General features: G+C 67.4%; 16 protein-coding genes. 10 read left to right on the top strand and 6 right to left on the bottom strand.

Features of this window, described 5'->3' with window-relative positions:
• Window positions 1-72: 72 nt before the first annotated feature.
• Genes MRBLMD1_RS14955 through MRBLMD1_RS14945 form a run of 3 tightly spaced genes read right to left on the bottom strand, consistent with a single transcriptional unit; the run spans window position 73 to window position 5757 of the window.
• Window positions 73-1836, bottom strand: a complete 1764-nt coding sequence (locus MRBLMD1_RS14955) for a DUF5719 family protein (RefSeq protein ID WP_159632515.1) — start codon at window positions 1834-1836, stop codon at window positions 73-75.
• Window positions 1829-5194 (bottom strand): glycosyltransferase family 2 protein, encoded by a 3366-nt coding sequence (locus MRBLMD1_RS14950; RefSeq protein WP_159632516.1) that lies wholly within the window; start codon window positions 5192-5194, stop codon window positions 1829-1831. The genes MRBLMD1_RS14955 and MRBLMD1_RS14950 overlap by 8 nt, the downstream gene beginning before the upstream one ends.
• Window positions 5195-5223: 29 nt before the next feature.
• Window positions 5224-5757 (bottom strand): WhiB family transcriptional regulator, encoded by a 534-nt coding sequence (locus MRBLMD1_RS14945; RefSeq protein ID WP_159632517.1) that lies wholly within the window; start codon window positions 5755-5757, stop codon window positions 5224-5226.
• A gap of 389 nt (window positions 5758-6146) precedes the next feature.
• Between MRBLMD1_RS14945 and MRBLMD1_RS14940 the strand changes: the two genes are divergently transcribed.
• Window positions 6147-6848, top strand: coding sequence for a TIGR03089 family protein (locus MRBLMD1_RS14940; protein WP_159632518.1), 702 nt, complete (start codon window positions 6147-6149; stop codon window positions 6846-6848).
• Between the two features lie 12 nt (window positions 6849-6860).
• On the opposite strand, the gene MRBLMD1_RS14935 is transcribed toward MRBLMD1_RS14940, so the two are convergent.
• Window positions 6861-7421 carry a GtrA family protein gene (locus MRBLMD1_RS14935; RefSeq protein WP_159632519.1) on the bottom strand — a complete coding sequence of 187 codons (561 nt, stop codon included), beginning with the start codon at window positions 7419-7421 and terminating at the stop codon, window positions 6861-6863.
• A gap of 174 nt (window positions 7422-7595) precedes the next feature.
• Here MRBLMD1_RS14935 and MRBLMD1_RS14930 point away from each other — a divergent pair, with 174 nt between their 5' ends.
• From MRBLMD1_RS14930 to manA, 4 genes are read left to right on the top strand one after another with little or no spacing between them, the layout of a single operon-like run.
• Window positions 7596-8792, top strand: a complete 1197-nt coding sequence (locus MRBLMD1_RS14930; protein ID WP_224025459.1) for a 5-(carboxyamino)imidazole ribonucleotide synthase — start codon at window positions 7596-7598, stop codon at window positions 8790-8792.
• A complete protein-coding gene (purE, locus tag MRBLMD1_RS14925) occupies window positions 8789-9373 on the top strand; it encodes a 5-(carboxyamino)imidazole ribonucleotide mutase (RefSeq protein WP_364401000.1) in 585 nt (194 codons plus the stop codon). Before MRBLMD1_RS14930 ends, purE begins: the two co-directional genes overlap by 4 nt.
• Before the next feature lie 10 nt (window positions 9374-9383).
• Window positions 9384-11030, top strand: coding sequence for an LCP family protein (locus MRBLMD1_RS14920; RefSeq protein WP_364400997.1), 1647 nt, complete (start codon window positions 9384-9386; stop codon window positions 11028-11030).
• 42 nt (window positions 11031-11072) lie between these two features.
• Window positions 11073-12317 carry a mannose-6-phosphate isomerase, class I gene (manA, locus tag MRBLMD1_RS14915; protein WP_159632523.1) on the top strand — a complete coding sequence of 415 codons (1245 nt, stop codon included), beginning with the start codon at window positions 11073-11075 and terminating at the stop codon, window positions 12315-12317.
• 95 nt (window positions 12318-12412) lie between these two features.
• On the opposite strand, the gene MRBLMD1_RS14910 is transcribed toward manA, so the two are convergent.
• Together MRBLMD1_RS14910 and glpX are read right to left on the bottom strand one after the other, a co-directional pair.
• Window positions 12413-13468: a lipid II:glycine glycyltransferase FemX gene (locus MRBLMD1_RS14910; RefSeq protein WP_364400994.1), complete on the bottom strand. Its 1056-nt coding sequence runs from the start codon at window positions 13466-13468 to the stop codon at window positions 12413-12415.
• An 89-nt stretch (window positions 13469-13557) separates the two neighbouring features.
• Window positions 13558-14580 carry a class II fructose-bisphosphatase gene (gene glpX, locus MRBLMD1_RS14905; RefSeq protein ID WP_200830737.1) on the bottom strand — a complete coding sequence of 341 codons (1023 nt, stop codon included), beginning with the start codon at window positions 14578-14580 and terminating at the stop codon, window positions 13558-13560.
• A gap of 224 nt (window positions 14581-14804) precedes the next feature.
• Between glpX and MRBLMD1_RS14900 the strand changes: the two genes are divergently transcribed.
• The 5 genes from MRBLMD1_RS14900 (at window position 14805) to MRBLMD1_RS14880 (ending at window position 20125) form a co-directional block, all read left to right on the top strand.
• The gene (locus MRBLMD1_RS14900) at window positions 14805-15485 is read left to right on the top strand and encodes a DUF4245 domain-containing protein (protein WP_364401457.1); all 681 of its coding nucleotides are present in this window, start codon (window positions 14805-14807) and stop codon (window positions 15483-15485) included.
• Between the two features lie 10 nt (window positions 15486-15495).
• Window positions 15496-16110 carry a carbonic anhydrase gene (locus MRBLMD1_RS14895; RefSeq protein WP_159632526.1) on the top strand — a complete coding sequence of 205 codons (615 nt, stop codon included), beginning with the start codon at window positions 15496-15498 and terminating at the stop codon, window positions 16108-16110.
• Between the two features lie 87 nt (window positions 16111-16197).
• Window positions 16198-17625, top strand: a complete 1428-nt coding sequence (locus tag MRBLMD1_RS14890; protein WP_364400991.1) for a class II fumarate hydratase — start codon at window positions 16198-16200, stop codon at window positions 17623-17625.
• A gap of 149 nt (window positions 17626-17774) precedes the next feature.
• Entirely contained in the window at window positions 17775-18443 is a 669-nt protein-coding gene (locus tag MRBLMD1_RS14885) for a TetR/AcrR family transcriptional regulator (protein WP_364400988.1), read from the top strand.
• Window positions 18440-20125, top strand: coding sequence for an MDR family MFS transporter (locus tag MRBLMD1_RS14880; RefSeq protein ID WP_364400985.1), 1686 nt, complete (start codon window positions 18440-18442; stop codon window positions 20123-20125). The genes MRBLMD1_RS14885 and MRBLMD1_RS14880 overlap by 4 nt, the downstream gene beginning before the upstream one ends.
• The last annotated feature ends 3 nt before the right edge of the window (window positions 20126-20128 follow it).

Below are 20128 nucleotides of genomic sequence, written 5' to 3'. Positions count from 1 at the left end.
ACGCAGAACCCGGACCTCTGCCCCGGCCTTAGTAGCCGGACCTCTGCCCCGGCCTTAGGAGCCGGGGCCGCCTTAGTAACCCAGTGTGACCGGCACCGTTTCCTGGCCGGCAGCAGCAGCCAGGAAGGCCAGGGAGGAAACATCGTTGCGGCCATCCTGCCCCACGAGCACCGCTCCATAGGCGGCGTCACCGGAGGCAGAGACCACATAGCCAACGACGTCCGCGCCCTCGGCCTGGGCAGGAATGCTGATGGAGGCCGTGGTGCCGCCCGCTATGTCGGCCGAGGCCGCGGCACGCACCTTTCCGTCAGCCGTGATGGGGGCATAGGTAATGGTGGCCCTGGTATCCAGGACCCCGAACACCAGCTGGCGCTGGCCGCCCTTGGGGACGGGAACCACGTGCTGGCTGCCGAGCCGCACTGCCGATGCCGCCCACGCCACATCCGAGGCTTGTCCCGCCTGGAGCCCGCGGCTCATCCGTGCGCCGGCGAGGAAGGAGACGTCGGATGAGGCGGCTACCGTGTACTGCCCGGCGGGAACCCCGGCCAGCGACACCTCGGTGGTTGAACCGGCTTTTGCGGTGATGACCCCGCCGGAGGGAAGCGCGTGCTGGCCGTCCCGTCCGTACAGCTTGATTTCCACCACAGCATCGGAGGCGCCGGGAACGGTCAGTTCGAGGGCCGGCCCGGCGTCACGGTAGCCGGGCTGTGCCGTCAGGGCAGCGAGTCCGGCGGGGTCCTGGATGTCCACTCCTGTCATCACCTGGCGGACCGCGGGGGCAGTCCCGGGGCTGATGTAGTCCACCCCGCCCGGGGTAAGGCCGCGCAGGAAGCTTTGCTGGATGGAGGCTGCAACCGGTCCACCGGCGCTGCGGACGTGCACGCTGAGCTGGGACTCGTTGGGTGCGAGGCCGGCGAGGACTACGCTGCGTGTGGTGCCGGGTGCCACCAGCAGGCCCCGGCTGCCGGGCGCCTGGATTTGGCCGCCCGAACCGAACAGTTCAAGGCTCACCGTGGCTGGTGTGCTGGAGGCATTGGTCAGCGCGAGGATGGAGGTGCGGCCAACCGTGGTGCTGGCACCCGCCAGCCATTGGTCGTTCGAGGGTTGCACGCAGGTAGCCGCAGCACTGCCCTGCAGGTCGCCGTCGGTGGCCGTGTATTTCATGGCGCCCGCGGCGGACGCATTCTGGTTTGCCACGGCGTTGGCGCTCAGGACGTTCACCTGGTCCACGGTGCGGTCCGCCACCACTGCGGCACGGAGCTCCTGGGGGGCTCCGGGGGTGGGCGCCGGACCCGGGTCCTTGGCGATGTCGACGGCGGCTGTCCCATCCAGGTGCGCCAGCCGGCTCCCCGGCAACACACCTCCGGCGCTGAGCACTGCCGCACTGACCCGGGTTGCCGCAGTGGCCGACTCGGGCCGGAACTGGGCATCGGTGCCGGCCTCGGTGCCCTCCAGCAGCCGTGCAGGGCCCGGGCACACGCCGAGGCTGGCCCCCGCGGGAACAGCGGCTTCGGCCGCCGGTACCGTCCGGCTGGAGGCGGGCTCCGGCATCAGCGATCCGGCGGCCACTACAGCTCCGCCGCCGGCAAGAATCAGGACGCCTGCCGCCACTCCGGCGACGGAAGCGGCACGGCCCTTCCCGCCCGGCATGCGCGTGGAGCCGCGGCCGGACGGTTTCCGGCCCTGCCCGGCTCCGGTTTCCGCTACGGCAGGCTCAACGGCGGAAGCGGGTTTCCCTGCCGGTGCCGGCTGTTCAGCGGGCAGCGACGGTTCGGCAGCATCCGGTGCGCCGGCGCCTGCCCCCGCCTTGGCAGCCGGTGGGGTGTGCTCATGCATGTTGGTGTTCCTTACGCAGGGAGCCCTCGTCCCGTGAGAGGCCGGTCCGCGGCCGCCGGGCGGGCATGGGGATTGCGAGGATGACGGTGAGCCCTATCACCACGATTTGGCCGGCAGCAGCCCAGAACGACCACGGGTTCTCGTAGCGGACCGTCAACTGGCCGGCGGTTGCGGGAAGGGTGAAGGCCTGCGCCCAGCCGGAGGTGGTGGAGGTCAGCTTGCGCCCGTCGAGCCAGGCGCTCCACCCGGGATCCGCCCGCTCGGCAAGCACTGCCAGGCGGCCTTCGGGGCCCGCGGGGACAGCTGCATCGACGTCGTCGGTGCCGGAAGCGACCAGCGCTGTGGCCGAACCGCCGGCGTCAACAATACGGACACGGTGGGCCACGTCGGCAGCCTGGAGGTTCCGCTGGTTCAGCGGGCTGATCCGCCACAGCCAGCCGACGTCGGTCTGCCCCACGGCCACCAGGCCGGGGACTGCGTCCATCCGGCTTGCGGTCAACTGGGCTGCGGTATCCGCGGAGCGGAGCACCACGAAGCCAACACCGAGCTGTTCGAGGTCGGAACGGGGATCCACGCCCTGCCCCGCAACCATGGTGGCGACAACGCGTCGGACGGCTGCGGTGACATCGTCGTCGTCGCGCACTTTTTCAGCACCGGGGGCACCGACGATGTTTCGGGCTGAGGCGATGGCGGAGAGGCTGTCCAGCGTGGTGCCGGACCCGCGCATCAGCGATGCGCTGAAGGTGCCGTCGTCTCCGGTGCTGAGCAGGAGGGTGCGCGTCTGTTCCGGACCGGTTCCGCGGTCGATGGCGGTGGCGGGAAGGGAGCGTCCGGTCGCGGCCTCCACCAGTCGCGCAGCACCCAGCGCTCCCCCGTTCCCGGACACCGCCGCGGATGGAGCGGGTGGGCCTGCCTGGGCTGCGGGTGCGGCAGTGGTGGCCGGACGCAGCAGGTTCTGCGCGGACCAGGCGGCCATGCCTGCCAGCGGCCCGGCCAGCAGTACCACCAGGCCGAGTGCCAGGACGGTGCGGGCCGCCGTCGCGGTCTTCGCACCATCGCCGGAGGCCCGGTCGGCCGCGGACAGCAGTTGTTCGGCACCGAGGAGGGCGGCAGCCAGGAGGGCAAAGGATGCGGCGGACACTGAGGGTCCGGGGAATGGCGTCACCATGACATCAGCGCTCAGCCCTGTGGCAACGTGGCCTGCCAGCCATCCACCGGCCAGGGCGACGATGGAGCCGGTCCAGAACCATCTGGCTGTCCGGGCGCGGCGTCCGGCGCTGAAGAGTCCCACAATGGCAAGGAGCACCACCGGCCCTGCAATGAGCACGGCCAGCAGCAGGGCCCAGGGCACGGTCCCGCCCGTGAAGACCGCCAGTCCCTGGAGGCCGCCGGCGGGGTCGAATGACAGGGGCTGGCCCAGGATCTGCTGCCACAGCGGAGCGGCGTCGAATCCCAGTGGGAGTCCCGGGTCGGCCAGGAGTGCACGCGGCCTGTCGAGTGTGGACAGTGCAAAGGGGACAACCAGGGCTGCGCTGGGCAGCAGCGCCCACCACACTGTCCGTCCGCGCCGTCCCAGCAGGAGGCCGCACAGCACAATGACCACGGTAGCGGGGATGAGCAGGGAGGGGGCCGACGCGGTGGTGACCGCCAGCGCCAGGCCGGCAGCTGCGGCCGCTGTCCACGACGGCACTCCGTTGATGCCCGCCTTGGCCGGGAGTTGCTCGCCAGCCGGATAGATGGACGCCGCGGTGGCGCTGAACCGTCCGTGTCCAATGGCCGATCCCGTAGCGCGCAGCAGGCCCAGGACCACCAGCGGCAGCATGATGTGCGCGATCAACGCCCCTGCCCGGCCCTGGTTCAGCGCGGCCTGGAGCGCCGGTGCGGCGGCCCAGAAGATCGCGGCCGCGAAACGGAGCCGGCGGCGTTCGGTCACCCCGCCCGCGGCGAACCACGCGGTGAGTCCGGACAGCGGGGCACCGAGCAGAAGCAGCCAGGCCATGGCGGCGTTGGCATCGCCTCCGCCGGCGAGGCCGATGACCCACAGGACATAGTCGAAGGGATCGCCGCGGCCGGGAAGGCCCGCACCCAGGCTGATCCACCAGCTGTTGGCGTTGTGCCAGATGTCCCCCAGCCCCGCAGACACGGGGATCAGGGCGCCGCCGGTGACAGCCCGGGCCCGGAACAGTCCTGCCAGCGCCAGCAGCGAGGCCACTGATGCGATGATGACGGCGGCCAGGGCACCGTTGCCCACCCAGCCGCGCTTGCTGGTGGCGAGGGCGGCGAAGTCGTCCGCGGCGTCGCCGGTGGGCTGGTGCGCGAGCGGATCCTGCACGAGGTGGTCGGCGCCCGACCCGTCGGATCCCAGCGCCTCCATCAAGGACCGGCGGTGGCTCCACACCTCACGGCGCGGAGTCTGGAGTTTGCGGATGACGGAGCGGCGGATGCGCCGCGTACGTTTGGCTGCCCGCCGGGCCTTGGCCACGGCCCTGGGCCGGCCCAGGGCGGCGGACGTGGCAAGAAGCTGGGAGATGCCGTGGCCGGGGTCTTTGACCACGATGCTCAGGACCAGCTTGAAGAGGCTGCCGAGCAATGCGCCGAGGCCATGGATGGGAACCATCCACAGCGGACTGTGCTTCAGGCGCAGGTGGACCTGCGCCTTGCGGGCTGCGGACGGGTTGCCCAGGGCGTGCGGCCGGTGCGCCACATGGAACATTCTTGCGGCAGGCACCACCACCACGCGGTGTCCTGCCAGGCGGTTCCGCCAGCAGAAGTCGACGTCGTCGCCGCTGCCCGGGAGGGCGGGATCGAAACCGCCCAGGTGTTCCCAGACGTCGCGGCGGACCAGCATGCCGGCGGAATTCACGGCGAAGGTGTCGGTGCGTCCGTCGTACTGGCCCTGGTCCATCTCATCGGCGTCGATGAGGGTAAGCCGCTCGGCCCACCTGCTGGTGGAAAGGCCCACGTCCATGAGTTTCCGCGGGGAATGCCAGTCCAGTTGCTTGCAGCCGGCAACAGTCACCGAGGGTGCGCGCTCCACGGCGCCCAGAAGTTCCGCGAGGGCTTCGGGCGCGGGCGCGGCGTCGTCGTGCAGCAGCCAGATCCACTCCGTGCGGCCACCGTCAGCGTTTCCGTCGAAGGGCACCAGCGCTGAAAGCGCGGCGGAGACGGCGGCACCCATGCCGCCTTTGCCCCGGGGTTGGCTGACAACGGCGGCGTCGCCCAGGGCCTCTCTGAGGAGGCTGCAGGAATCGTCGCCGGAGCCGGCGTCGACGCCAACGGCACGGTCAGCCGGGCGGGTTTGGGCCGCCAGGGCTGAAAGGGTTCTGGGCAGATAGGCACTGCCGTTGTGGGCAACCACAACGGCAGTGACATGGACATCCTGAAGAATTAGATTGCTCGCTTCCTTAGCCGCCGGCGCTCACGCTCGGAAAGGCCTCCCCAGATACCGAACCGTTCGTCATTGGCCAACGCGTACTCAAGGCACTGGGACCTCACGTTGCAGGCGCCGCAAACCTTCTTGGCATCGCGGGTGGAGCCGCCCTTTTCGGGGAAGAAGGCTTCCGGATCCGTCTGTGCGCACAGAGCGTCCGTCTGCCAGCCCAGTTCGCCTTCGTCGTCGAAGTCCTGTTGGAGCGGCAGCCCGATCCAGACCGGCTGGGCCGTCCCGGCGGCAGCAATTTCCATGGGCGGATCGAGGTCGTCTTCCGGCTCCGCGCCGCCGTCCAGGAGGGCTTCATGCGCTGCAAGGAACGCCGTAGCCTGGTCTTCGAGGACGCTGGTGGAATTCCTGTTGTACCGCTCCGCAGCATCAGGATCGGCGGGATCCACGTACCAATCGCTGGGCACCCCCCGCGCACGGTACTTTGCCGTTGCCTGACCGGCCACGACGGCATCTTCCTGGATACGCTCTGCTTGCCCCACGGCGACCCTCCTGATGTTTCAGCCACTGCCTGGATACGTGGACACTCGGTTGTGTGCCGGTATTTACGCAATTGCTTTAGTTACCTAATTACACGTGTGTAACTAGGGCTAGTCAAGCCGTTGCCGGGATAATAGACAGTCCCGCTTCAGAAGCTTGCGCACGCCACGCCCGGGATTTTTCCCGGCCCCGGCGTGGCGTGGACGGCAGCCCGGCCTCCAGGGCCCAAAACCCCTCAAAAACACAAGGCTGGCGGGGAAAATACCCGGTCTTCGCGGAAATAGCAAGCACGCTTAGCAACCATGGTGATTAACATCACTTATGGCTGCGTGCGAAGAAAAGGCAGCTGCCGCCGGATGACCGGGGCAAACCGGAGTGGCAGGATGAACCCATGACGACAACCCCCGCAATCGACCTGATGGGCACCCTTCGCTCGGGCAACTCCACGGCCCCACGCCTCACGTGGTACGGCCCAGACTCGGAGCGGGTGGAATTGTCCGGACGGGTCCTGGACAACTGGGTGGCAAAGACCAGCAACCTGCTGCAGGACGAACTGGATGCGGAGCCGGGCATGCGGCTGCGGCTTGCCCTTCCGGCGCACTGGAAAGCCATGGTGTGGGCGCTGGCCGGCTGGCAGCTTGGCCTGGAAACAGTATTCGACGGCGGCCCGGCCGACTTCCTCGCCACAGACGATCCCGCTGCGGCCACCGGGCAGCATGACGCTGTCATCGCCGTGGCGCTCCCCGCCCTCGCCATGCGGTGGGCCGGCGGTCTTCCCGCGGGTTGGATCGACTACGCGGCCGAAGTGCGTTCCCACGGGGACGTGTTCATGCCGCACACCGATCCGGATCCGGCAGGCTGCGCCCTCCGGACCGCCGACGGGAATGCCATCCCCCACCGGGACTTGTTGACCGGTTTTGCCCTGCAGCATGAGGAGGGCGCCAGGGTTCATATCCCCGCAGACCGGGGACTCGAATCAGCGTTGTCCAGTGCGCTGGGTGCCTGGCTGCGGGACGGGTCGGTGGTGCTGACCCATCCCGAGGTGGCCCTCACTGACAAACTGCGCGCGGACGAACGCATCCACGGCAGCTAGCAGTGCTGAACGCTAGGCCTGCGGGCCGCCGTCGGCGGAAGTGGGCGCCGGACGCTCCGCCGCGCGTGCGGGCTCGCGGTGCGGGTGGGCTTCGATGATTTCGTGGTCGTGGGAGAATTCCGGCTCCTGGTCCAGTTCCTGGTTGAAGACCAGGAACCGGTACGCGAAGAAGCGGACAACCGTGGCCACCAGGATGCCGGCCACGCCCGCCAGGAACAGCAGGTTCTTGTCGTCGATTCCCATCCAGTACTTGGCCAGTGCCGTAAATCCGGTGGAGATGCCGATGCCAATGCCGTTGATGATGACGAACATGATGAACTCGCGGAGCACGTTGGCCTGCCGGCGGTGCCGGAAGGTCCAGAAGCGGTTTGCCACCCACGAGAAGACCGTGGCAACGGTCGCGCCCACGAATCGCGCCTTCGCCTCGCTGTCCGACATGGGGCCGTGCATCAGGTAATAGGTCAGGCCGTTGTCAATGACGAACGCCACACCGCCCACCGCACCGAACTTGGCCACCTCGCGCCAGAAGAGTGAGGCGAGCCCCCGGATACGATCTGCAAGTGCACTAAACATGACCCTCCATGGCCGCGACGAACTGTGGGCCACTCGGCCAAAGGTCCATTTTAGCCCCCAAAGCTTTGAGCCGCCCCGCAGAAGCAGGTGACCTATGTCCTGCCCGTGGAAAATACCGTTCACCCGCCGGGACGTAAAAGCGGGATCGGGCCCGTCTTCGGTAGGCTGGCAGATGTGACTTTTCCAGTGATAGGCGTGGTTGGCGGCGGCCAGCTCGCGCGAATGATGGCCCCTGCCGCTACAGCACTCGGCTTTGAACTGCGTGTCCTCGCCGAAGGCGAGGACGTTTCGGCAGTGTCGGCCGTCCCCGCCACACCGGTGGGCGATTACAAGGACCTGCAGACACTCCTGGACTTCGCAGAAGGCCTGGATGTCATGACGTTCGACCACGAGCACGTGCCGACGGACCACCTCCGCGCCCTGCAGGATGCCGGAGTCAACGTCCAGCCCGGACCGGATGCCCTGGTCCATGCCCAGGACAAGCTGGTCATGCGGGCCGCCATCGACCGGCTGGAACTGCCCAATCCCGCGTGGGCGTCCGTGGCGGACGTTGACGCGCTGGTCCGCTTCGGCGACGAAACAGGCTGGCCCGTAGTGCTGAAAACCCCCCGCGGCGGCTACGACGGCAAGGGTGTGCGGATCGTCGCCTCAGCGGAAGAGGCCGCGGAAGCCGCCGACTGGTTTGCCGCCATGAGTCCCCTGCTGGCCGAGGCGAAGGTCGAGTTCACCCGCGAACTCTCCGCCCTCGTGGCCCGCACCCCCGATGGCGAGGCCCGCGCCTGGCCCGTGGTCCACACCATCCAGGTGGACGGCGTCTGCGACGAGGTGATCGCACCCGCGCTGGACATCCCGCTGGAGGTTGCTGCCGCAGCTGAGGACGCAGCATTGCGCATCGCCGCCGAGCTTGACGTCACCGGCGTCCTTGCCGTGGAACTGTTCGAAACCCCGGGCACGGGGGCCGGCTTCCTGATCAACGAACTGGCCATGCGCCCACACAACACCGGCCACTGGACCCAGGACGGTTCCATCACCAGCCAGTTCGAACAGCACCTCCGCGCAGTCCTGAACCTGCCGTTGGGTGCCACCGACGCGCTGGCACCCGTAACCGTGATGAAGAACTTCCTGGGCGGAGACAACCAGGATCTGTACTCCGCCTACCCCATGGCGCTGGCCACCGAACCCGCTGCCAAGGTGCACTGCTACGGCAAGTCGGTGCGGCCCGGGCGCAAGATCGGCCACGTCAACCTGATGGGCAGTTCGACGACGGAAGTGGACTCCGTCCGCCGCCGGGCCACGGCCGTGGCGGGCATCATCCGCGACGGGCGGGTTACCACCGAAGAACCTTCCGCAATTTTCGAGGAGAACGCATGAGCGCCGAAGCCACCCCCGCCGCCGGTTCCGCCGCTGGCCCCCTGGTGGGCCTGGTCATGGGCTCCGACTCTGACTGGCCGGTCATGGAGGCTGCGGCGGACGCCCTGGCCGAATTCGGCATCCCCTTTGAAGCGGACGTCGTCTCCGCCCACCGGATGCCCACCGAGATGATCCGGTACGGCCAAACCGCGCACGAGCGCGGGCTGCGCGTCATCATCGCCGGTGCCGGCGGCGCGGCCCACCTGCCGGGCATGCTTGCCAGCGTCACGCCCCTGCCGGTGATCGGGGTTCCCGTTCCCCTGAAGACCCTCGACGGGATGGACTCCCTGCTCTCCATCGTCCAGATGCCGGCAGGCGTGCCGGTGGCCACGGTCTCCATCGCCGGTGCCCGCAACGCAGGGCTCCTGGCCGTGCGGATGCTGGCGTCCGGCACCGATGAACTTGCCGCGTCCCTGCGCTCCGATCTCCTCGACTTCGCCGCGGACCTGAACGCCGTCGCCACCCGCAAGGGCGCGAACCTGCGGCAGAAAGTCAGCGAAGTCTTCCCCGGCGGCCCCAGCGCCCTTCGGGGCAGCCGTTAGGGCGCCGGGCATGGCCAGCAGCAGCGTTCTCAATACCGGCTCCGGTCCGTCACTGACGGACCCGGTCCGCTATCCGGTCAGCGCTTCTCCCGCAGTCAGGACCAAGCGTGCCTTCGTCCTGGTCCTGCTGACCCTCCTGGTACCGGGCAGCGCCCAACTCGTGGCGGGCGACAGGAAGCTGGGACGGACAGCCCTGCGGGTAACGCTCTGCGTGTGGGCACTCCTGCTGCTGGCAATGGTTCTCTTGCTGGTCAACCGGAGCCTGGTCATCAGCATCGCCACCAACCCGGTCACCTCGCTGCTGCTGGTGGTGGTGATGTCGGCGCTGGCCCTCGGCTGGGCCCTCCTGTTCCTGAATACCCTGCGCCTCATCCGCCCTGTCCTGCTGGCACCGCGGGCCCGACCCGCCGTCGGCATAGCCCTGGTGGTGGCCCTGGTCCTGGGCAGTGGCTCCATGGGGTATGCCGCCTACCTGCTGAACGTAGGCCGCAACGCCATCGGCAACATCTTTTCGTCCGGTCCCGCCATCGAACCGGTGGACGGGCGCTACAACTTCCTCATGATGGGCGGCGACGCCGGCGACGACCGCACGGGCCGCCGGCCGGACAGCCTGTCCATCCTGAGCGTGGACGCCCAAACGGGCCAGACCGCCATTATTTCCGTCCCCAGGAACTTCCAGAACGCGCAGTTCAGCGAAGACTCCCCCATGCGGGCCCTCTATCCCGACGGCTACGACTGCGGCGACGAGTGCCTGATCAACGCCATCAACACCGAGGTCACCAACGAGCACGCGGACCTCTATCCCGGTGTGGCGGACCCCGGAGCGCAGGCAACCATGGAAGCCGTTTCCGGAACGCTGGGCATGAAAATCCAGGCTTACGTGCTCGTTGACATGGAGGGGTTCTCCACCCTGATCGACGCCATGGGAGGCATCCGGATCAAGGCCGGCGGCTGGGTTCCCATGAGCGGCTACTTCGACGAGGCCACCAAGACCCACGGGATGCCCCTCGGGTGGATTCCGGCCGGGGACCAGACGCTCAACGGCGCCCAGGCCCTCTGGTACGGACGCTCGCGCGAGTACGTGGATGACTACTCCCGCATCCAGCGCCAGCAGTGCGTGCAGCAGGCAATGCTGAAACAGCTTGACCCCGCCACCCTGCTGTCCAAGTTCGAGGACATCGCCGGCGCGGGAACCAAGGTGGTGGAATCAAACATCTCTTCCGCCCAGCTGGGCAGTTTCCTGGACCTCGCGATCAAGGCGCGGGGCAAGGACGTCAAACGGCTGACCATCGGCCCTCCGGACTTCGATGCGTCGTTCTCCACGAACCCCGACTTCGACCAGATCCACGAACGGGTGGACCAGCTGCTGGCATCCGCATCCGCCAAGGGTGCACAGTCGGCAGGAATTCCCGACGACGGCACGGCAGTTCCGCAGGCAGGCGCCGGACACGTCCAGGCGGCCGGGGCTGTCCCCGCCACCCTGCCCGCCGCGGGCAGCGCTGTCCGGCAGCCCTCGCCGTCGGACTTCACGCCGGTGACCACCACACCCGACGGCGAGCCGATCACCGAAGAGCTGCTGACCCAGCTCAAGCTGGAGGGCAACGAGGAGGCCATCCGCCAACTCGTAGCCACCAACGGTCAGTGCGCCCCGCTCTAGGGCCCACCCATCAGCTCCCACCCATCAAGGAACGGAACGGTTTTGTACGAGATTGACAACGTCCTGCGGGACTACGCCTGGGGTTCGACGACGGCGATCGCGTCGCTGCTGGGCCGTCCCGAGTCGGGGCGCCCGGAGGCCGAACTGTGGATCGGCGCGCACCCTGACTCGCCGTCCGTGGCGCACCTGCCGGAGGACGGGACCCGGAGCCCGCTGGATTCCCTGATCTCCTCCGACCCCGAACATTTCCTGGGCGCGGAATCCGTGGCGGCCTTTGGCCCCCGGCTGCCGTTCCTGGCCAAGATCCTTGCGGCCGCGCAGCCGCTCTCCCTCCAGGTCCACCCGAGCCTGGACCAGGCCCGGGAAGGATTCGCCCGGGAAAACGCAGCCGGGCTGGATGCCCATGCCCCCAACCGGAACTACAAGGATGACAACCACAAGCCCGAGATGATCTTCGCGCTCACGCCGTTCGAGGCATTGTGCGGATTCCGGCCGGCGGCCGAGACCCGAAAGATCCTGCAGCACGTTGCGGCTGCCTTCCCCGCGGGCGGCCAGTCCCCGGAGCTGGTCCAGGCCCTGATCGAGGATCTTGCCGCCCCGGATGAAAGCGCAGGACTGCGCCGGGCCTTTGAACGGCTGATCGCCGGCGGCCAGGGCGTGGCAGAGGACACCGCCCTGGTGGTGGCAGCCCTCCTGTCCGGGGCACCGCTTGAGCCCTACCAGGCCGAGCTGGGCACTGTCATCAGCCTCAACGAAAAGTATCCCGGCGATCCCGGCGTGCTGATCTCACTGCTGCTGAACCGGATCTCCCTGAAGCCCGGTGAGGCGGTCTACCTTCCCGCCGGAAACGTGCACGCCTACCTGCACGGGCTGGGTGTGGAGGTCATGGCGTCCTCCGACAACGTCCTGCGCGGCGGCCTGACGCCCAAATTCGTGGACGTCCCGGAACTCCTGAACACCATCGATTTCCATCCTGTGGCTGTTCCGATGCTCGGCGCGGAAAAGACGGTGATGGACCAGGAACTGTTCCGTCCCCCGTTCGGGGAGTTCCAGCTGCAGCGCATCGAACTGGGGCAGGACGCCGCTCCGGTCCCGCTGGCGCAGGCAGGCGCGGCAGTGGTCATTGTGGTGGCCGGCGCCGTCTACCTCGACTCCCCCAAGGGCGACCTGGAACTCGCACAGGGCGGCAGCGCGTTCATCGCCGCGGCCGAGGCGCCGGTCAACGTCCACCGGGTTGCCGGCAGCACCGGGGCTGCGCTGGCCTTCGCCGTGACCACTGGTCTCTAGCACTTCCGGCAGCCCGCAACAGCAAAAGGGCGGCTGCGGCACTTTCGTAAGTGCCGCGGCCGCCCTTTTTGGCGTTGCCGGGGTTAGCCCTGCGGCTAGCTGCCCGGACGCAGTTTCCGGACCAACGGGCGGACCTGCCCGGCGGCGCCTTTCAGCAGCCGGCGCGCCTGCTGGAGGCCCTTGCGGGCGAGCGGCATGGCCTTCGAGTAGGCGGGATAGAACGGCGACAGCGGCCTTTCCCACGTTCCCATGAGCATGTTCTCGTGCTTGGCGAACTGCTTCTTGAAATCGGAAATGCCGTCGTTCAGGAGGCCGTTGAAGTCGTAGCGGCTGCAACCGTCTTCCCGCATGGCCTGCAGCGCGGCCCACTTCACGCCGTAGTTCACGCGCTGTTTCTGGCCTTCGGCGGAGACGCCGCCGTAGAGCTCGAAGGCGGTGGCGCCGCTGCGCGAAAGCCAGGTGAAGGCAAGCATCTGCTCGCCATCGAAAGCGGCGATGATGGGCGAGGAGTCGCCGAGGTTCCGGAAGATGTCCCGGTAGTACTGGTCCTCGTGGATGCCGAAGCCTGCCCGCTCGGCTGTCTGGTGGTAGATGGCCAGCACCTGGTCCAGCTCGGAATCGTTTTTGACCTTGCGGAATTCAACGTCGCTGCGCATGGCCTTGCGGATGTTTGCCCGCGTGGACTTGGACATCTCGGCCATCAGCTCGTCGTCGGAGCGGCTGAGGTCCAGGATGAGCGTGCGCGGAATGAGGACGGTGTTGGTCGATTCGCGGAAGCCCGCGGCGGCCACGGCACCGGTGAATGCGGAATCCCGGTCCCAGTCCGGTTCGATGCTGAGGGCCACGCCCCGGTGGCGGAGGGCGGCGTGCTCGGCCAGCCGGTTCAGGACCACCTGCGCGTTCTCCACTGAGCACATGGGTCCCCGGGGAATGTAGACGAGGGCACGGAAGGGGACGGGCAGCCGGCGGACCAGGAGCTGGGCGCAGCCGATGGTTTCGTCCCCGGCCTTGACCAGGACCCGGTCAACGGCCCAGCCGTGGGCGGCCTTGGTCTCGCCCCAGCCCCACAGCTGTTGCGGATGCCCCTGGAACCGGTCAACGTGCTCGTCCCAGAGGGCGCGGTCAGTACAGGGCACAACAGCAGGAATCATGGCTTAAACCCTATACCAAGGCCTTAACGCCAAAGCCCCCGGCGCGTGTGTGGCGCACCGGGGGCTTTGCAGTCAGCAGGACCTGGCGGTCAGTTCTTGCGGGCGTAGCCTTCCCACTTGCTGGCCTGGTGCTCGCCCTCCACGAAACGGATGGTTCCGGACTTGGACCGCATCACGATGGACTGGGTGAGGACCTTATCCTTGGAGTAGCGCACGCCCTTGAGCAGGTCGCCGTCCGTGATGCCGGTGGCGGCGAAGTAGCAGTTGTCGCTGGAAACGAGGTCGTTGGTGGAAAGCACCCGTTCGAGATCGTGCCCGGCGTCGATGGCCTTCTGCTTCTCTTCGTCGCTGGTGGGCCACAGGCGGCCCTGGATGACGCCGCCCAGGGACTTGATGGCACAGGCTGCCACGATGCCCTCAGGGGTGCCGCCGATGCCCATGAGCGCGTCCACGCCGGTGCCGGAGCGGGCCGCGGCAATGGCGCCGGCGACGTCGCCGTCCATGATGAATTTGGTGCGGGCACCGGCTTCGCGGATCTCCTCCACCAGCGGGCGGTGGCGGTCGCGGTCGAGGATCATGACGTTGAGCTGGTTGACTTTCACGCCCTTGGCCTTGGCGATCAGGTGCAGGTTCTGCTTGACCGGCAGGCGCAGGTCCACCATGTCTGCGGCCTCGGGGCCGGTGACGAGCTTTTCCATGTAGAACACGGCGGAGGGATCGAACATGGAGCCACGCTCGGCAACAGCCAGGACGGCCAGCGCGTTGTTGATGCCCAGGGCGGTCAGGCGGGTTCCGTCGATCGGGTCGACGGCGACGTCCACCTCGGGGCCGGTGCCGTCGCCAACGCGCTCACCGTTGAACAGCATGGGCGCTTCGTCCTTCTCGCCCTCGCCGATGACCACGACGCCGTTGAAGTGGACGGTTTGCAGGAAGGAACGCATGGCGTCGACGGCGGCGCCGTCGGCGGTGTTCTTGTCACCGAAGCCAACCCAGTGGCCGCCGGCGATGGCCGCGGCTTCGGTGACGCGGACAAGTTCAAGGGCAAGGTTGCGGTCCGGCTCGTCGTGGCCCACCGCAAGGGACGGCGAAATCGTGGAGTACTTCTGGGTCATGGACGCTGGTGACACGTGAACCTCTTCTTCGAGTGGCGATCATTGAACCCGCCCGCCGGTGCAGCAGAACGGTGATTCCTCTGTTATCGATCATAGTCGTGGCGCCGCGCTGGGGGTGGCCCGTGACGCAACCCCGAAATGTGCCTGGCCGCCGGCCGGGGCCCGCGGACCAGCCCGAATGGAACTCCGGCTCCGGGATGGGCGACTATAGAGGGGTGAATGACATGCAGGAAGCCACCAGTCCCAGCTCCGGCCCGGCACAGCCCGATGGCCGCCCCGGCGCCGCGGGCAACAGTGCCGGCACCCCGGTGAAGCCCGTCATTCCGGCGGCCGCGGCCAAGCGCGCCAATGCTTCGGTGATCGGCATGATCATTGCCCTGGTGCTCAGCATCGCGGCGTTCCTGCCCGTTGTCCTCATGAATCCGCAGCCCAAGAGCGAGGGGTACCGCCCGGACATCGATGTGGCGTCGGTGGCCCGGAACGCCGCAGATGTGGCGGGATTCACACCCGTGGCACCGGACACCGGCAACGCCTTCCGGGCAAATTACGCCCGGTGGGAAGCGGGGACGGGCAGCGGGGTGCCTACCTGGGAGGTCGGCTACATGACTCCCAAGACATCCTTCATCGCTTTGGTGCAGACCACGCAGGCCAACCCCACCTGGCTGCTCCAGCAGACCAAGAACGCTCCCGTTACCGGCTCACGGAATGCCGGTGGCCGGGATTGGGAACTGCGGGACACCGGCAAGGGCGAAAAGTCGATGGTCCTGAACTACCGCGGCAGCACCGTTGTCCTCTCCGGGGCAGCGCAGCTGGACGAATTCTCAACCCTCGCGGCCGCCGTCGTCACTTCTCTTGACGCCAACCCCGCCGTCACAGTTTCCCCTTCCGCCACTGCCGCGCCTTAACGTAGTAAGCATGGCTACTAACCTGACCCCTGCACTGGCCTGGCGCCGCCTGCGCGAAGGCAACGAACGTTTCGTAAACGGCGAATCCTCCCATCCCAACCAGAACGCTTCACGGCGCTCGGAACTGGTCGAGACGCAAAATCCCTTCGCCGTTATCTTCGGCTGCTCCGACTCCCGGCTCGCTGCCGAAATTATCTTCGACGTCGGCCTGGGCGACGTCTTCGTGGTCCGCACCGCCGGACAGGTGATTGACGACGCCGTCCTGGGCTCCCTGGAATACAGCGTCGCGGTGCTGGGGGTGCCGCTGATTGTGGTCCTTGGGCACGACAGCTGCGGCGCCGTAACCGCCACCCGGGACGCCGTGGAGACCGGTGAAATGCCCGCAGGCTTCATCCGCGACCTCGTGGAACGCATTACGCCTTCCGTCCTGACGTCCCTGCGGAACAACCAGCCCGAGGTCAACGACATGGTGGTGGAGAACGTCAAGCAGATGTCCCATCGCCTTGCGGACAGCTCGCGTGTGATTTCCACCGCAATCGAGGAGGGCCGGACCGCGGTCATCGGCCTGTCGTACCGTCTGGCAGAGGGCCGCGCCGACCTTGTTTCCGGAATCGGCGAGCTCTAGGAACCCTGCGCCGGCGGCCCAGCGGGCCGCCGGCGATGCTCCCTTAACGGTTTTCGATGGGGCGCCCGGGAGCCATAAGCTAGCCCCATGACTTCCACTGAAGAGTTCCGCATTGAACATGACACGATGGGCGAAGTCCGCGTCCCCGTGAACGCACTGTACCGCGCGCAGACGCAGCGGGCAGTAGAGAATTTCCCCATCTCCGGCAAGACCCTGGAGCGCACCCACATCGAGGCGCTGGCACGGGTCAAGAAGGCTGCCGCCCAGGCCAACGCTGAACTGGGCGTGCTCGACGGCGAGCTGGCCAAGGCGATTGCAGACGCTGCCGATGAGGTGGCTGCCGGCAAGTACGACGGCGACTTCCCCATCGACGTTTTCCAGACCGGCTCCGGCACGTCCTCGAACATGAACACCAACGAGGTCCTGGCAGAGCTGGCCACGCGTGCGCTGAAGGCCGCAGGCAGCGACAAGGTGGTCCACCCCAACGACCACGTCAACGCCTCGCAGTCCTCCAACGACGTGTTCCCCACGTCCGTGCACGTTGCCGCCACGTCCGCGCTGATCAACGACCTCATTCCCGCCCTGGGCTACCTGGCAGAGTCGCTGGAGCGCAAGGCCATTGAATTCAAGGACGTCGTCAAGTCCGGGCGCACCCACCTCATGGACGCCACCCCGGTCACCCTGGGCCAGGAGTTCGGCGGCTACGCGGCGCAGGTCCGCTACGGCATCGAGCGCATCAACGCCTCGCTCCCCCGCGTGGCTGAGGTGCCCCTGGGCGGCACCGCCGTGGGCACCGGCATCAACACCCCCGCCGGCTTCCCCGAGCGCGTCATCGAGCTGCTCGCCACGGACACCGGCCTGCCGCTGACCGAAGCACGCGACCACTTTGAGGCCCAGGCCAACCGCGACGGCCTGATCGAAGCGTCCAGCCAGCTGCGCAACATCGCCATCTCGTTCATGAAGATCAACAACGACCTCCGCTGGATGGGTTCGGGCCCCAACACCGGCCTGGGCGAAATCGCCATCCCCGACCTGCAGCCCGGCTCCTCGATCATGCCCGGCAAGGTGAACCCGGTCATCTGTGAGGCCTCCATCATGGTGGCCGCCCAGGTCATCGGCAACGACACCGCCATCGCCTGGTCCGGCACCAACGGCGCCTTCGAACTTAACGTCGGCATCCCGGTCATGGCCGCCAACCTGCTGGAGTCCATCCGCCTGCTGGCCAACACCAGCCGCGTCATGGCGGACAAGATGATTGACGGCATCACCGCCAACGTGGAGCGCGCCCGCTTCCTGGCCGAGGCTTCCCCGTCCATCGTCACCCCGCTGAACAAGTACATCGGCTACGAGAACGCCGCCAAGATCGCCAAGACCGCCGTCAAGGAGGGCCTGACCATCCGCCAGGCCACCGAGAAGCTCGGCTTCGTCGGCGAGGGCGACGGCAAGGTCTCCGAAGCTGATCTCGACAAAGCCTTGGACGTCACCACCATGACGGCCCCGGCCCACAAGGCCTGACAAGCCAAACAAGGCCCAACAGGCCAAAACGTCCGACGGCGGCCGGCACCTTTCGCACGAAAGGCGCCGGCCGCCGTCGTACTTTAAGGCAACTGCAGGTCGGCAACTGAAGTTTGCACTCCAGATGTTTTAGTGCAAAAATTTACTTTGTGACTGATAGTGCAACTTCTGACAGCCTGCGTGAGCGCAAGCGCGCGGCCACCCGCAGCGCCATCACCTCGGCTGCCCGGACCCTGACGGCTGAACGCGGACTCAACGGATATACCGTGGAGGAAGTGTGCGAGGCCGCGGGCATCTCCCGCCGGACCTTCTTCAACTACTTCCCCACCAAGGAAGACGCCATCATCGGCCACGCGGACGACGACATCCCGTCCGACGTCATCGAGGAGTTCGTTGCCGGCGGAGCCGGATCACCGGCAGGACAGATCTCCCCCACCCTCTTCCGGGACCTGGTGACACTCTCCCTGCGCCTGGCCGAAGACATGTCGGCCTCGGAGGAAGACACCCGGCAGCTCATCGGGGTGGTCCGCAAGGAACCGCAGCTCATCCTGCGGATCATCGGCGTGACGGAGCAGCGGGAAGCCCAGTTCGCCAGGGACGTCGCCCGGCGCGAAGGAGTGGCCCCGGACCACCCTGTGGTGCAAATGGCCGTGGTGCTGCTCAGCACCATCGCCCGCAAGAGCAGCATGGCCTACTTCTCCGACGGCAACACCCGCAGCTACCCGGACCTGCTGCTGGAGAACATTTCCGCCGCCAGCATCCTGTTTTCACAACCGTTCAACACCACTGACACCACCGCAGCAGAAGGACAATCATGAGTACCGCCACCACCAAGGCGCCGGCAGGGCCCCTGCTGTTGACGCAAAAACGCATCTGGATCATCTTCTCGGCGCTGATCGCCGGAATGCTGCTGTCCAGCCTGGACCAGACCATTGTCTCCACGGCCATGCCCACCATCGTGGGCAAGCTTGGCGGCGTGGAGCACCAGGCCTGGATCACCACCGCCTACCTGCTGGCCACCACCATCGTGATGCCGATCTACGGCAAGTTCGGCGACATCCTGGGCCGCCGCAACCTCTTCCTGGTGGCCATCGCGCTCTTCACGCTCGCGTCGGTGGGCTGCGCCCTGGCCACCGATTTCTGGGGATTCGTCATCTTCCGCGCCATCCAGGGCCTGGGCGGCGGCGGGCTCATGATCCTCTCCCAGGCCATCATCGCCGACATCGTTCCCGCCAAGGAGCGCGGCAAGTACATGGGTCCGCTCGGTGCCATCTTCGGCCTCTCGGCCGTGGCCGGCCCACTGCTGGGCGGCTTCTTCGTGGACCACCTCACCTGGGAATGGGCCTTCTACATCAACATCCCGGTTGGCCTGGCCGCCTTCGCCATCGCCTGGTTCGCCCTGACCCTGCCCAACAAGAAGGCGGAAAAGCGGATCGACGTCCTGGGCGTTGTCCTGCTGTCCGCCGCCACCACGTGCCTGATCTTCTTCACCGACTTTGGCGGCAAGAAGGACGAGGGCTGGGATTCGCCCCTCACCTGGGCCTTTGGAGTGGGCCTGCTCGTGTCCGCGGCCGCCTTCATCATGGTGGAGCGGCGCGCCGAGGACCCCATCATCCCGCTGAGCCTGTTCGGGAACCGGATCTTCATCAACGCCACGGCCATCGGCTTCACCCTGGGCCTGGGCATGTTCTCCGCCATCGCGTTCGTCCCCACGTTCCTGCAGATGTCTTCCGGCACGTCCGCAGCAGAATCCGGCCTCCTCATGCTCCCCATGATGGCCGGCCTCATGGGCACCTCCATCTACTCGGGCATCCGGATCTCCAAGACCGGAAAGTACAAGATGTTCCCCATCCTGGGCGCCGTCTTCACCATGGCCGCCATGCTCTGGATGACCACCCTTGCCGCCAGCACCCCCATCTGGGTCATCTGCCTGCAGCTGTTCGTCTTCGGCGCCGGTCTGGGCCTGATCATGCAGGTCGTGGTCCTGGTGGTCCAGAACTCCGTACCGGCCGACCAGATCGGCACCGCCACCAGCACCAACAACTACTTCCGCGAAGTGGGAGCCGCCATGGGCGTGGCCGTGTTCGGCTCGATCTTCACCACCCGGCTGTCGGAAGCCCTGACCACCGCGTTCACCGGCGCGGGAGCCTCCGCCGAGCAGGCCGGGCAGTCCACGCGGACCCTGGATCCGCAGGCACTGAACCAGCTCACCGAACAGCTGCGCGACGCCATCGTGAACGCCTATGCCGATTCCCTGGCGCCCGTGTTCTGGTACTTGCTCCCCTTCATCGCCGTCGCGCTGCTGCTGGCCCTCACGCTGAAGCAGATCCCGTTGTCGGACACCGCCGGTATGGTGGCCCGCGGTGAGGCCGTGGGCGGCGAGGAGGCAGAGCGGCTCGCCGCCGGGCTTCCCGCCGCCGCTGCCGGGGACGCGGAAGCCGGACGTAACGGGGACGTTGTGAAGGACGACGACGGCGAGCTGGTTTCCCAAGGCCGGTGACCG

Origin of the sequence: Pseudarthrobacter sp. LMD1-1-1.1, assembly GCF_040676255.1 — a bacterium.
In the GTDB taxonomy this organism is placed as follows: Bacteria; Actinomycetota; Actinomycetes; order Actinomycetales; family Micrococcaceae; genus Arthrobacter.
The sequence above is the reverse complement of the archived record's forward strand: the minus strand, read 5'-3'. Positions and strand labels throughout refer to the sequence as shown.

Bases quoted from the DNA above. Each gene is read 5' to 3' on its own strand.
- glpX (WP_200830737.1), bottom strand. From the start codon at position 14,580: ATGACCCAGAAGTACTCCACGATTTCGCCGTCCCTTGCGGTGGGCCAC.
- MRBLMD1_RS14890 (WP_364400991.1), top strand. From the start codon at position 16,198: ATGACTTCCACTGAAGAGTTCCGCATTGAACATGACACGATGGGCGAA.
- purE (WP_364401000.1), top strand. From the start codon at position 8,789: ATGAGCGCCGAAGCCACCCCCGCCGCCGGTTCCGCCGCTGGCCCCCTG.
- MRBLMD1_RS14910 (WP_364400994.1), bottom strand. From the start codon at position 13,468: ATGATTCCTGCTGTTGTGCCCTGTACTGACCGCGCCCTCTGGGACGAG.
- MRBLMD1_RS14955 (WP_159632515.1), bottom strand. From the start codon at position 1,836: ATGCATGAGCACACCCCACCGGCTGCCAAGGCGGGGGCAGGCGCCGGC.
- MRBLMD1_RS14940 (WP_159632518.1), top strand. From the start codon at position 6,147: ATGACGACAACCCCCGCAATCGACCTGATGGGCACCCTTCGCTCGGGC.
- MRBLMD1_RS14880 (WP_364400985.1), top strand. From the start codon at position 18,440: ATGAGTACCGCCACCACCAAGGCGCCGGCAGGGCCCCTGCTGTTGACG.
- MRBLMD1_RS14900 (WP_364401457.1), top strand. From the start codon at position 14,805: ATGCAGGAAGCCACCAGTCCCAGCTCCGGCCCGGCACAGCCCGATGGC.
- MRBLMD1_RS14920 (WP_364400997.1), top strand. From the start codon at position 9,384: ATGGCCAGCAGCAGCGTTCTCAATACCGGCTCCGGTCCGTCACTGACG.
- MRBLMD1_RS14895 (WP_159632526.1), top strand. From the start codon at position 15,496: ATGGCTACTAACCTGACCCCTGCACTGGCCTGGCGCCGCCTGCGCGAA.
- MRBLMD1_RS14935 (WP_159632519.1), bottom strand. From the start codon at position 7,421: ATGTTTAGTGCACTTGCAGATCGTATCCGGGGGCTCGCCTCACTCTTC.